The following is a 12,106-nucleotide window of genomic DNA, read 5'->3' on the forward strand; positions in this document are numbered from 1 at the left end:
AACGCAAATTGACAATTGTCATGCAAACCCGCTGCACGGCGTGCGGCGGGCTGCGGCATTACGTCCGCGGCTCGAGCGAGCCGACCGGCCCGCGCTGCTCCAGGCGGCCGAACAGATCGACCACCCAGGCAATGCGCCGGGCAAAGTTCCACCACGGCACGGCGGTCGGGTCGGGCCGGGCGCCGTTGGCGAGCGGGCTCGCGATCACGGCGTCGACCAGGAAGCGGGTCTCGTCGAGCGGCGGCGGCGGCGCGCCCACTCCCTTGGCGACGAAGGGCGCCTGGGCGAAGGTGCGGCCGAGCAACGCGAGCTTGCGGCGCCCGCACACATAGGCGCGGCGCGACACCGAATCGTAGCCCGCCTTCTCCACCTCGCGGCCGATCTCGGCATACATGATGCGGGCGGCGAGGATGCCGGGCCGGCACGGCAGCGGCAGATGGGCGATGCCGGCCTCCGAGCGGGCATAGAGCCGGTCGGCGGCGTCGAGCATGCGCCGAACGACCCGGCCGAGGCGCGCGTCGAACACCGGGTCGGCGAGCCAGGCGTCGGGGTCGAGCCCCTCCTCGCGCATCCAGGCGAGCGGCAGATAGATGCGCCCCATGCGGGCGTCCTCGCCGACGTCGCGGCAGATGTTGGTGATCTGCATCGCGACGCCGAGGTCGCAGGCCCGGGCGATCACGTCGGGGTCGCGCACGCCCATCAACAGCGTCATCATCGCGCCGACGGTCGAGGCGACGCGGGCCGAATAGGCGGCGACGCCGGAGAAATCCTCGTAGCGGCGGCCGTCGGTGTCCCAGGCGAGCCCTTCGAGCAGAGCCTCCGGAATGGCGCGGGGGATCGCGTAGCGCGCCACCATGTCGGCAAAGGCGCGGTCGGTCGGGGTCGGCAGCGGCCGCCCCGCATAAGCGAGCGCGAGCCGCTCGCGCAACCGCTCGAGCGCGTCGCATTCGCGGCCGGCGCAGTCCACCTCGTCGTCGGCGAACCGGCAGAAGGCGTACAGCGTGTAGGCCGGGCAGCGGATCGTCGCCGGCAGCAGCAGCGAGGCCGCGAAGAACGTGCGCGAGCCCTGCCGGATCATCGCCCGGCAGGCCGCGAGGTCCTCCGCGGAGGCGTTAGGATTTTCGAGCCAGATCGGCACCATGGGGCACCACGGAGTCGAGCACGCGGGCGGACGACAGGACACCCGGGACACCGGCGCCCGGATGGGTGCCGGCGCCGACCAGATAGAGCCGGTCGACCTCCTCGCTGCGGTTGTGGGGACGGAACCACGCGCTCTGGGTGAACACGGGCTCGAAGCCGAACGCCGCCCCGTGCACGGAGCGGAGACGCATTTGAAAATCGACCGGGGTGATCAGCCGCGACGGCACGATCGCCTCGTCGAGGCCCGGCAGCACGGTGCGGCCGAGCTTTTCCGCGATGGCCCGCCGATAGGGCTCGGCGGCGTGGGCCCAATCGATCCCGCCCTCGAGGTTCGGGACCGGCGAAAGCACATAGAAGGTGTCGCAGCCGGGCGGCGCGAGCGACGGATCGGTCACCGTCGGGTGATGCAGATAGAGGCTGAAGTCGGGCGCGAGGACCTTCTTGTCGAAGATGTCGCGCAGCAGCTCCTTGTAGCGCGGCCCGAGCAGGATCGTGTGGTGCGGCACGCCCGGATACTTGCGGCGCGTGCCGAAATACCAGACGAACAGGCTCATCGTGTAGCGGGAGCGCGCCAGCTTCTTGTCGGTCCAGCGGCGGCGCACCTCGGGCGGCAGCAGATAGCGATAGGTCCAGGCGGCGTCGGCATTGGAGACCACGACGTCGGCCGGGATGGTCTCGCCGGAGGCGAGCTTCACGCCGGTCGCCGCACCGCGCTCGACGGTGATCTCGGTCACCTCGGTGTCGCAGCGGACGGTGTTGCCCTGGCTCTCGACCAGCTTCACCATCCCCTCGATCAGCGCGCCGGTGCCGCCCATCGGGAACCACACGCCGAACTCGTTCTGCAGATAGGAGATCAGGCAGTAGATCGAGGTGGTGGCGAACGGGTTGCCGCCGATGAAGAGCGGATGGAAGGACAGCGCGATCCGCAGATGCGGGTCCTTCACGTATTTGGCGGCGAGGCCGTGGACGGTGCGCCAGCTCTGCAGGCGGACGAAGTCCGGCAACACCTTGGCCATCGCGCCGAGCGAGTGGAACGGCACGTTGGAGAGCTTCTCGAAGCCGACCTCGTAGATCGACTTGCTCTGCTCCATGAAGCGCTGGTAGCCCTCGAGGTCGCCGGGAGCGATCCGCGACACCTCCTGGCGCATCGTCTCGAGGTCGCCGCGCTCGGTGAAGGTCTCGCCGTCGTCGAACAGGATCTTGTAGAACGGATCGATCTTCTTGAGCGTGATGTCGTCGGCGAAGCGGCGGCCGGCGAGCGCCCACAGCTCGTCGAACAGCTTCGGCAGCGTGACGATGGTCGGGCCGGCGTCGAAAGTGAAGCCGTCCTGGCGGAAGACGTAGGCGCGCCCGCCCGGCCGGTCGAGCCGCTCCAGCACGGTGACGCGATAGCCGCGCGCGCCGAGCCGGATCGCGGCGGCAAGCCCGCCGAACCCGCTCCCGATCACCACCGCATGAGGCATGCGAGCCCCGTCCCGGGTCCCGGGGGGACTCGCTCGATCGACTGTCAATGTAGACATCACGCGGGGACTGTAACAGCTTATTGACAGTCCATCCAGAGGTCCGAAACGCCAAACCGCCACATCGTGGTTCTACGCATGCGACGCGGTGAAAGACCCGTTTCGCGGGCTCCGGAGCCGGAACCGGTCGTCGGGGCCGGTCGCGTCTCGGCCGGCGTCGGCGTCCGGGGTCTCGGAGCGTCCGGCGAGCGCCGCCCGGACCGCCGCGGGGTTTTTCGCAATCGTCACAAGGAAGCTGCGGGCCGCGGTGTCCGGCGTCGAGCGCCCCTGCTCCCAGTTCCGCACGGTCGCGGGATCGAGCCCGAATTCTATCGCGAACGCGTCCTGCGACAACCCGGTCGCCTCGCGCACCGCGCGAACGTCGACCGAGGCCGGCGCACCGTAGGGCGTGGCGACGACGCCGCAGGCCGCGAGATCGGCGGTGAGCGCCGCGAGGTCTTCCACCATCGGCAGCGCGACCACCGCTTCGCCCCGGTCGAACAGATCGTTCACCACGGCATGCGCCTGCCGAAGCGACAGATGGCGTTTTGCGAGCGCCAACGCGGCCCGCGGTGCACCGAGCCGCCCGACCTCACACGTCAGGCGGACGGTGGCGGGTGAACCGGAGAGGACGCGGGGTACGTCCCGAACCCGCACCCGAGGTCCTTCGAGCGCCTTCAACCGTGATCGTATCGACATCGAGCGCCTCCATGGCGTCTCGGGCGACCCTGCGGAGCACGAGTCGCGCACAATTCTCAACCTGCAGTCGAGAGATTACCGACCCCGACCTCGCGTGCAAAGCTCTCGATCGCCTGCACCACCTCCAGCGGCTTCTCCTCGTGGGCGAGGTGGCCGAGGCCCCGCAGATAGACGAGGCGGGTGCCGGGGATGCGATCGCGCACCGTGAAGGCCTCTTCCGGCGCCACCGTGCCGTCGCGCCCGCCGACCACCAGCAAGAGCGGCACCGCGAGCTTCGGCAGGTCGTCGACCAGTTGTGCGAGGTCCCAGCTCGCCATCATGGCCAAGGCCGCATGAACGTGCCCCGGGCTCTTGGCGAGCCGCCCGTAGAGCGCCGCGCCGCGCGGCTCCAGCCGCGAGCCGGTGCGCGCGAGCATGCTCTCGATCATCGCCGGGTCGGCGGCACGGCCGGCGAAGAAGCGGGCGGTGGCGCGGTTGCCGGCGAGAAACCGGGCGATCGGCGAGAAGATCTTTCCGGCGATGCCGCGAAAGGGCATCAGCGCGCCGTTGATCGAGACGAGCCCCGCCGGGGCGATCATGCCGTCGAGCGTCATGCGGATCGCGACCGCAGCCCCGGCCGAGTGGCCGGCCGCGAGCACCGGCGCGACGCCGAGCGCAGCGACCAGCTCGCTCACCGCCGCCGCCATGCCGGGCAGCGACAGCGCGGTGTCGTCGCGAATGCGGGTGAAGCCGTGGCCCGGCAGATCGGGCGCCACCACGGTGAAGTTTTTTGCGAGGAGCGGAAGCACGTCGCGCCAGGAATGCGTCGCCGCCCCGGTGCCGTGCAGCAGAAAGACCGTCGGCCCCTGCCCCGTGACCTGGACGTGCCAATCGATGCCGCCCGCCGCGACGAAGCGGCTCGCCTCCCGGTTCGGCCAGTCGCGGCCGTCCCGCTCCCACACCAAATGCTCGCTCATGCGAGATAGGTAAGTTCCCGGCCGGATCCGCGCAACTCCAGCGCGATGCCGCGGTGCATGACGGCAAGGTGACGGGCCGGGATGCGACGACGAGGCGCGACGCACGCTCCGCGCCGTGGCGGCGCACGGCGCGACACGGCATGCCGCAGTCGCCGCCGACGCCATGCAGCCCGCGCAGACACCGACCCTGCGTGCGCCCCGTTCGTGCGCCCCATCCGTGCGTCCATGCCTGCGCCGAGAGCCCCGGCCGAGCCGTGATCGTATGACGAAACGAATCACGAAACCGCAGCTGCGGCGCCATCCGGGCGCGCTGCACCTTCGCGCGCTGACGTCGTTCGCTGCAGGCGATCGGAGCGACACCGCGTCCGAACGCCACGTGGCAGACGAATTCGCGCCCGCTCTCGAGCGAAACGAACGCCCGCGCTGTCGACAATGGACGCGCCGTCGCATGTCGCACCGCATCACGCGCCGTGCGCGCGGCTCCCATGCACGACGACACCCGCGTTGCAGCGCGCCTGCGCCGGCGGCATCTCGAAACCGTCCACGTCGTGTCGGCCGCGCATTTCACGAGATCGGCCGCGCGACGGTCCGCAATACGTGACGACGTTATCATCACCGCGGGTTGAGCATTCCTTCCGCACTGCAGATCATTCTTCGCAAATGCAGCAACCCGTTCTCAGCACAGCAGCAATTCACGCTGCCGTCTACGTGTAACGCCGGATGGCGAGGGGCGCCGCGAGCCCGGATGGTTCGTATGCTCCGTGTATGCGTCTCGATCGTCGTCGCGTGAAAGATCACGCCCCCTGCCGCGACATGCGGTTCGTTCAGCACGAGGCGGTCGTCGCCGATCTCGCCTGGATTGCACGACACGCGGGTCTGGCAGCCGGGCTCCGTAACTTTTCCGTCGACGACGATTGAGGCAGCATTCACGGAGGTGACTTTGACCAGTTGCCATCATCGGGAGGCTTCATGACTTACCAGATCGATCCGCGGACGACCCTCCGGCCGACCACCGCGGCCGCCGTGGCCGCACTCGTGCTCGCCGTGGCCGTCTCCGGTCCGGCCCGCGCGGAATTCCCCGAGAAGACGATCGAGATGACCACGCTGTTCGGTGGTCCGGCGCAAACGACCAGTCAGGTTCTCGCCGACCTGATGTCGAAGGCGATCGGCCAGCCGGTGATCACCGTCAGCCGTCCGGGCGGCGGCGGCGCGATCGGCTACACCTACATCCACAGCGCCGCGCCCGACGGCTACAACATCGTGTTCAGCTCGAACTCGATCTCGACGGTCTATTGGCAGGGCAAGCTTCCCTTCAATTATGCCGAGCTCGCGCCGATCGCGCAGACCGGCGTCGAGGTGCCGGTGCTGGCGGTCCGCGCCGACGCCGGCTGGAAGACGCTGAAGGACCTCCAGAAGGCCGCGAAGGAGAGCGGCAAGAAGCTGCGCGTCGGCGTGTCCGGCCTCGGCAGCTTCACCCATCTCGCCTCGGCGGCGCTGTTCGACCGGCTCGACATCCCGGTCGTCTACATCCCGTACGGCGAGGGCCGCGCGCCGGCCGAGCTGCTCGGCGGACGCATCGACGCGGCGCTGCAGTGGTCGAGCCAGTTCGCCCCGCACGTCAAGGCCGGCACCATCGACGTGCTGTGCATGACCAGCAAGGAGAAGGTGAAGCTCGCGGTCGAGACCGAGACCTGCGACTCCCAGGGCGCCACCGGCCTCGACCTGACGATCTGGCGCGGCCTGCACGCCCCCAAGGGCACGCCGCCCGAGGTGATCGCCAAGCTGCAGGACGCCGCCAAGTCCGCGGTCGCGTCGCCCGACTACGCCAAGGCCGCCGACAATCTCGGCTTCACGCCGCTCTACAAATCGGCCGCCGACTTCGGCTCCATGATCGCCGAGAGCGACAAGGAGATCGGCCAGTTGATGACCAAGCTCGGCATCAACAAGGTGAGCAAGTAAGCGGACGCATCATGACCGACCGCACCCGTGACATCTTGACCGGAAGTGTTCTCCTGATCATCGCCCTCGTGTGGATCGGTCTCGTCTACGGGACGATTCCCGGTGCCATGGGCTCTGCGACCAGCGCCCGCACCTATCCGCTCGCCGCAGGGTACGGCCTCGCCGGCCTCTCGGCGCTGCTGATCGTGGGAGCGTTCCTGCGCACGTCCAAAGGCTCCGGCGCCAAGCGCGCCGGAGCCGTGCTCGACGGCTTCGAATGGAGGGCCATCGCCACGACCTTCGGGTTCCTGGCGATCTACATCCTGCTTCTGCAGTATTTCGGCTTCGTCCTCGCGACCGTCGTCGGGATCGCCGCCTTCCTCGTCCTCGTCCTCGGAAAGCGATCGCCGGTTCTCGTGCTCGGCTACTCGCTCGGCTTCACCTTCACGATCTGGCTCGTGCTGGGTGAGCTGCTCGCCGTGTATCTGCCGCGCGGCGAGCTGTTCAACTTGTTCTGAGGACGACGATCATGGATACCTTCATCGCTGCCCTCTCGATGTCGATGAGCTGGTCGACCCTGGTCGCCAGCGTGTTCGGCGCCGCAGTGGGCCTGATCTTCGGCGCGATTCCGGGCCTCACTTACTCCATGGCGCTCGCCATGGTGCTGCCCATCACCTTCACGATGAGCCACGAGCCGGCCATCGCCATGCTGCTCGCCACTTACATCGGCGGCATGACGGGCGGTGCCGTGTCGGCGATCCTGATCGGCGTGCCGGGTACCCCGTCGGCCGCCGCGACCGTGATCGACGGCGAGCACATGGCGAAGCAGGGCAAGGCCTCCATCGCCGTCGGCATCGCGACCATTGCCGGCTGCATCGGTGGAATCCTCTCCCTCGTCGTGATGATGTCCTCGGTGGACGCCCTCGCCCGGGTGGCCATCTCGTTCGGCCCGGCCGAGATCACCGCCCTCGTGGTGTTCGGCCTCTCGACCATCTGCGGGCTGGCCGGCGGATCGCTCGTCAAAGGCTTGATCGGCGGCGTCATCGGCCTGATGCTCATGAACATCGGCCAGGACCCGATCGACGGCGTGCCGCGCTTCACCTTCGGCACCACCACGATGCTGCAGGGCGTCGACCTGCTCGTCGCGATGATCGGCCTGTTCGCGGTGCCGCACGTCGTCACCGTGCTCGGCACCTACTGGCGGGGCAAGGAGATGCGGATCGAGGCGGGCGACGTCCGCACCGAGCTGCCCTCCCTGCGGCTCTTGTTCGCCCAGAAATGGAACCTGCTCCGCTCGTCGCTGATCGGCACCGTGGTCGGCGCCATTCCCGGCACCGGCGGACCGATCGCGGCGTTCCTCGCTTACGACCAGGCGCGGCGCTGGTCGAAGCATCCCGAGCGTTTCGGGAAGGGCGAGGTGTCCGGCGTGGTGGCGCCCGAGGCGTCCAATCACGCGGTCACCGGCGGCGCGATGATCCCGCTGATCGGCCTCGGCATCCCGGGCGATCCGGCGACCGCCATCATCCTCGGCGGCCTGCTGATCCACGGCATCCAGCCCGGCCCGCTCCTGTTCATGGAGAAGCCGGACGTCATCATGTCGATCTATCTCCTGTTCGTGCTGGCCTATCTCATCACGGCGGTGATTCAGCTGTTCGGTGTGCGCGTCTTCGTCAAGGCGCTCCGGGTTCCCCCGCACCTGATGGCGCTCGGCATCATGGTGATGTGCGTGGTCGGCTCGTTCGCGATCCGCAACTCGCTGTTCGACGTCGGCGTGATGTGCACGGTGGGCTTCGTCGCCTACTGGCTCATCAAGGGCGGCATCCCGGTCACCCCGATCCTGCTCGGCCTGGTGCTCGGCCCGACCCTCGAGCGCGAGTCGCGCACGGCGCTGATCATGTCGGAGGGATCGCCGTCGATCTTCGTGGACTCCTACACGGGCCTGCTGTTCTGGGGGCTCGCCGCGCTGATCCTGATCGGCCAGGTGATCACGATCGTGCGGTCGAAGCCCGCGGCGTCCGCCGCCGGGAAGAGCTGACGAAACGGGCCCGGCAGCGTTCCGGCCTGCCGGGCCACCACACGAGGGAAAAACAAGAAGATCAGACCGGAAAAGAAGAGAACGTTCGCGTTCCGAAAATGTCAGCCGTCCGACGCCGGGCGGTGCACGGGGAAATCAACTGATGTCTGTCACCAATGTCGCCGTGGACGCGCCGGTCGCCGCGCCCGCCAAGAAGAAAACACCATTCTACAAGAAGATGTACGTCCAGGTGATCGCCGGCGTCATCCTCGGTGTGATCCTCGCCTTCGCCTATCCGAACATCGCGGTCGAGATGCGGCCGCTGGCGATCGTCTTCATCAAGTCGATCAAGATGGTGATCACGCCGGTGATCTTCCTGACCATCGTGGTCGGCATCGCCAAGATGGGCGACATGCACCGTGTCGCCAATGTCGGCGTGAAGGCGCTTCTGTATTTCGAGGTCGCCTCGACGCTCGCGCTGATCATCGGCCTGATCGTCATCAATGTCTGGCCGATCGGCTCGAACATCCACGCCGACCCGGCCGCGCTCGACACCAAGATGATCGAGGGCTTCGCCAAGCAGGCGACCAACCTGACGATGTCCCACTTCCTGATGGGCATCATCCCGAACACCTTCGTGTCCGGCTTCGCCGAAGGCAACATGCTGCAGGTGGTGTTCGTCGCGACCATCTTCGGCTTCGCGCTGACCATGACCGGCGAGCGCGGCCGCCCGGTGATCGACCTGCTCGATCGCACCACCGCCGCCTTCTTCGGCATGGTCCGCATCTTCATGTATCTCGCGCCGCTCGCCGCGTTCGGCGCGATGGCGTTCACCGTCTCGAAGTTCGGCGCCAAGACGCTGATCGACCTCGGCCAGCTGATCCTCGGCGTCTACATCGTCAGCATCCTGTTCGTGATCGGCGTGCTCGGCAGCTTCCTGAAGATCGCCGGCTTCAACATCTTCCACGTCCTCAACTACTTCAAGGACGAGTGGCTGTTCTGCCTGGCCGCCACCTCCGGTGAGGCGATGCTGCCGCGCTGCATGGAGAAGCTCGAGAAGATCGGCGTGTCGCGCGAGGTGGTCGGCCTCGTGATGCCGTCCGGCCTGTCGTTCAATACCGACGGCACCGCGATCTACATGACCATGGGCCTGATGTTCATGGCGCACGCGCTCGGCATCGAGATGACGATCTGGCACCAGGTCACCGTGCTGATCGTGATGCTGTTCACCTCGAAGGGCGCGGCCGGCGTCGCCGGTGCGGGCTTCGTGGCGCTCGCCGCCACCATGCCGTCGATCGGCGAGATCCCGGTCGGGGCGCTCGCACTGTTGATCGGCGCCGACAGCTTCATGTCGCAGATCCGCGCCGCCACCAACCTGATGGGCAACGTGATCGCCACTCTGGTGGTCGGCCGCTGGGTCAAGGGCGTCGACTATCCGCAGGCCCGGCAGGCGCTCGCCACCGGCGACACCGACTGACACCGGCGACCCGTCCGGGTTCCCGGAGGGCGCGCCTTCGACCAGGAGGCGCGCCCTCGTTCGTATCCGGGGCCGAACGCTCGGTCCCGCTTTTCACAGGAGTTCGAGATGTCGTCACCGTTCGTCACCACCGCCTGGCTCGAGGAGCACCTCGACGATCCGGCCGTGCGTGTCGTCGAAATCTCCAACGTCGCCGAGCCGAAGCTCTATTGCGAAGGCCACGTCCCGGGCGCCGCCTGGGTCTACTGGAAGACCGCGTGCTGGCACGAGACCGATCGCGAGCTGGTGTCGCCGGCCGCGATGGCGAAGCTGTTCGGCTCGCTCGGGATTGGGCCCGACACCACCGTGGTGCTGTACGGCGACCCGGTGCAGTACGGCACCTACGCCTATTGGGCGTTCACGATGGCCGGGCACCGCAAGCTTCTGATGCTGGATGGCGGCCGCCGCCGCTGGTGGCAGGAGGGCCGCCCGGTGAGCCAGACGGTGCCGACCCTCGTGCCGGTCGACTATCCGGTGCCGGCGACGAAGAACGAGGCGATGCGGGTCGGCCGCGACGATCTGCGCGCGAGCCTCGGCAATCCGCGCCGCCTGATCCTCGACGTGCGCTCGGCGGAAGAGTATCTCGGCGAGCGGGTGGTGGAGTACAGCGCGGCGTTCGATCACGGCGCCATGCGCTACGGCCGCATTCCCGGCTCCCGGCACCTCCACTTCCGCGTCCTGCTGAACGACGACAACTCCTTCAAGACGGCCGACGAGATGAACGCCGCGCTGAAGGCGGCCGGCCTCGACCTGAAACGATACGACGACGTCGTCTGCTACTGCCGGATGACCCATCGTGCGACGCTCGTGTGGGTCGCGCTGGAGAAGATCGCCGGCCACGGCAACATCAAGATCTACGACGGCTCGTGGACCGAATGGGGCTCGATCGTCGGCTTCCCGGTCGAGAAGTGAGCGTCTCTGCCTGCGACGCCGGGCGACCGCCGAGACCAGTCCCGCGCGCCGCACATGACACGAGGGCCGCGCCCGCGGGCGCGGTTTGATCATCGTCATATTCAGATTCTCAGAGGTTTCTAGCTTCGATCGGCGGACCCGGACCCGCCCCCACGGCCGCCCTGCGGCCGGCTCCCGCCGGATCCGCCATCGTCACACGAGGACAGCATGAGCACCTCCACCGACAAGACGTTCGACATCCCCTCGACCATGAAGGCCTGGGTTCTGGACGATCCCGGCGAGCTGCGTCTGACCGACAAGCCGGTGCCGGAGCCCGGCCACGCCGAGGTCTTGGTGCGGGTCGACGCCATCGCCTTCTGCGCCGGCGACATCAGCATCATCACCAAGGGGCCGCCCGCGCTGGTGCACGGCGGCAAGCCGTTCAACAAGAATTTCACACCCGGTCACGAGTATGTCGGCACCGTCGTGAAGCTCGGCGCCGGCGTCGACGAGTTCGAGCTCGGCGACCGCGTGGTGGTCGAGGTGCATTTCGGCTGCGGGCGCTGCGAGCGCTGCCGCGCCGGCATGTACACCGCATGCCTGAACTACGGCATGAACTACGAGGGCCACGACAAGGGCCACCGCGCCAACGGCTTCACCACCGACGGCGGCTTCGCCGAGTACGCGGTCAATCACGTCTCGACGCTGATCCACGTGCCGGACGAGGTCGGCGACGAGGAGGCGACGCTGATCGTCACCGCCGGCACCGCGATGTACGCGCTCGACACGCTCAACGGCCTGGTGGCCGGCGAGAGCGTGGTGGTGCTCGGCCCCGGCGCGATCGGCCTGATGGTGACCGCGGTCGCCAAGGCGCTCGGCGCCCAGCCGGTGATCCTGACCGGCACCCGCGACGAGCGGCTCGCGCTCGGCACCAAGATGGGCGCCGACCACGTGGTCAACATCCGCAAGGAGGACCCGGTCGAGGCGGTCAAGCGCATCACCGGCGGCAAGGGCGTGAACTACGTGGTCGAGGCGTCGGGCGATCCGTCGAGCCTCAACACCGCGATGGACATGCTCAAGCGTGGCGGCAAGATCTGCATGATCGGCTTCCCGGAAAAGCCGGCGTCGGTCGACGTCGCCCGGCTGATCAGGAACCATCTGACGGTCTACGGCATCCGCGGCGAGGGCAAGAGCGCGACCCACCGGGTGGCGGCGCTGATCGAGCAGAAGAAGTTCGACCCGAAGCCGATCCACACCCACACCTTCGGCATGGAGGACGTGCCAAAAGGCTTCCGCTATTCGCGCGACCGCATCGAGGACGCCATCAAGGTCGTCATCAAGATGAAGAAGGACTAATATCAGCGGCGGGAAACTATGGCCTCATCCCGAGGGTCGCCGAAGGCGACGTCTCGAAGGATGAGGCCCGCACCGTGGCCTCGCCCTTCGAGACGCA

At 68.0% G+C, this 12,106-nt stretch carries 10 protein-coding genes; 6 read left to right on the forward strand and 4 right to left on the reverse strand.

Features of this window, described 5'->3' with window-relative positions; all coding sequences use genetic code 11:
• Window positions 1–58: 58 nt before the first annotated feature.
• The 4 genes from A33M_RS04470 to bchO form a co-directional block, all read right to left on the reverse strand.
• Window positions 59–1,141 (reverse strand): phytoene/squalene synthase family protein, encoded by a 1,083-nt coding sequence (locus tag A33M_RS04470; protein WP_008383990.1) that lies wholly within the window; start codon window positions 1,139–1,141, stop codon window positions 59–61.
• Complete coding sequence (locus A33M_RS04475) at window positions 1,113–2,603, reverse strand: phytoene desaturase (protein ID WP_008383994.1); 1,491 nt, start codon at window positions 2,601–2,603, stop codon at window positions 1,113–1,115. The genes A33M_RS04470 and A33M_RS04475 overlap by 29 nt, the downstream gene beginning before the upstream one ends.
• Window positions 2,604–2,732: 129 nt before the next feature.
• Window positions 2,733–3,200, reverse strand: a complete 468-nt coding sequence (locus A33M_RS23415; protein WP_008383996.1) for a helix-turn-helix domain-containing protein — start codon at window positions 3,198–3,200, stop codon at window positions 2,733–2,735.
• A gap of 194 nt (window positions 3,201–3,394) precedes the next feature.
• On the reverse strand, window positions 3,395–4,294 hold the full coding sequence (gene bchO / locus A33M_RS04485) for an alpha/beta fold hydrolase BchO (protein WP_040619277.1): 900 nt from the start codon (window positions 4,292–4,294) through the stop codon (window positions 3,395–3,397).
• A 969-nt stretch (window positions 4,295–5,263) separates the two neighbouring features.
• Here bchO and A33M_RS04490 point away from each other — a divergent pair.
• The 6 genes from A33M_RS04490 (at window position 5,264) to A33M_RS04515 (ending at window position 12,009) form a co-directional block, all read left to right on the forward strand.
• Window positions 5,264–6,253 (forward strand): Bug family tripartite tricarboxylate transporter substrate binding protein, encoded by a 990-nt coding sequence (locus A33M_RS04490; RefSeq protein ID WP_008383999.1) that lies wholly within the window; start codon window positions 5,264–5,266, stop codon window positions 6,251–6,253.
• A gap of 11 nt (window positions 6,254–6,264) precedes the next feature.
• A complete protein-coding gene (locus tag A33M_RS04495; protein ID WP_008384002.1) occupies window positions 6,265–6,750 on the forward strand; it encodes a tripartite tricarboxylate transporter TctB family protein in 486 nt (161 codons plus the stop codon).
• Between the two features lie 11 nt (window positions 6,751–6,761).
• Window positions 6,762–8,267: a tripartite tricarboxylate transporter permease gene (locus A33M_RS04500; RefSeq protein WP_008384004.1), complete on the forward strand. Its 1,506-nt coding sequence runs from the start codon at window positions 6,762–6,764 to the stop codon at window positions 8,265–8,267.
• 142 nt (window positions 8,268–8,409) lie between these two features.
• Window positions 8,410–9,723, forward strand: a complete 1,314-nt coding sequence (locus tag A33M_RS04505) for a C4-dicarboxylate transporter DctA (protein WP_008384007.1) — start codon at window positions 8,410–8,412, stop codon at window positions 9,721–9,723.
• Window positions 9,724–9,831: 108 nt separating this feature from the next.
• On the forward strand, window positions 9,832–10,674 hold the full coding sequence (locus A33M_RS04510) for a sulfurtransferase (RefSeq protein ID WP_008384009.1): 843 nt from the start codon (window positions 9,832–9,834) through the stop codon (window positions 10,672–10,674).
• A 207-nt stretch (window positions 10,675–10,881) separates the two neighbouring features.
• Window positions 10,882–12,009: a zinc-dependent alcohol dehydrogenase gene (locus tag A33M_RS04515; protein ID WP_008384010.1), complete on the forward strand. Its 1,128-nt coding sequence runs from the start codon at window positions 10,882–10,884 to the stop codon at window positions 12,007–12,009.
• The last annotated feature ends 97 nt before the right edge of the window (window positions 12,010–12,106 follow it).

The organism is Rhodovulum sp. PH10, assembly GCF_000293785.1.
GTDB lineage: Bacteria > Pseudomonadota > Alphaproteobacteria > Rhizobiales > Xanthobacteraceae > Rhodoplanes.

Excerpts from the sequence above, each read along its gene's own strand:
- A33M_RS04500 (WP_008384004.1), top strand. The coding sequence starts at position 6,762 with ATGGATACCTTCATCGCTGCCCTCTCGATGTCGATGAGCTGGTCGACC.
- A33M_RS04475 (WP_008383994.1), bottom strand. The coding sequence starts at position 2,603 with ATGCCTCATGCGGTGGTGATCGGGAGCGGGTTCGGCGGGCTTGCCGCC.
- A33M_RS04510 (WP_008384009.1), top strand. The coding sequence starts at position 9,832 with ATGTCGTCACCGTTCGTCACCACCGCCTGGCTCGAGGAGCACCTCGAC.
- bchO (WP_040619277.1), bottom strand. The coding sequence starts at position 4,294 with ATGAGCGAGCATTTGGTGTGGGAGCGGGACGGCCGCGACTGGCCGAAC.
- A33M_RS04490 (WP_008383999.1), top strand. The coding sequence starts at position 5,264 with ATGACTTACCAGATCGATCCGCGGACGACCCTCCGGCCGACCACCGCG.
- A33M_RS04470 (WP_008383990.1), bottom strand. The coding sequence starts at position 1,141 with ATGGTGCCGATCTGGCTCGAAAATCCTAACGCCTCCGCGGAGGACCTC.
- A33M_RS04495 (WP_008384002.1), top strand. The coding sequence starts at position 6,265 with ATGACCGACCGCACCCGTGACATCTTGACCGGAAGTGTTCTCCTGATC.
- A33M_RS04505 (WP_008384007.1), top strand. The coding sequence starts at position 8,410 with ATGTCTGTCACCAATGTCGCCGTGGACGCGCCGGTCGCCGCGCCCGCC.
- A33M_RS04515 (WP_008384010.1), top strand. The coding sequence starts at position 10,882 with ATGAGCACCTCCACCGACAAGACGTTCGACATCCCCTCGACCATGAAG.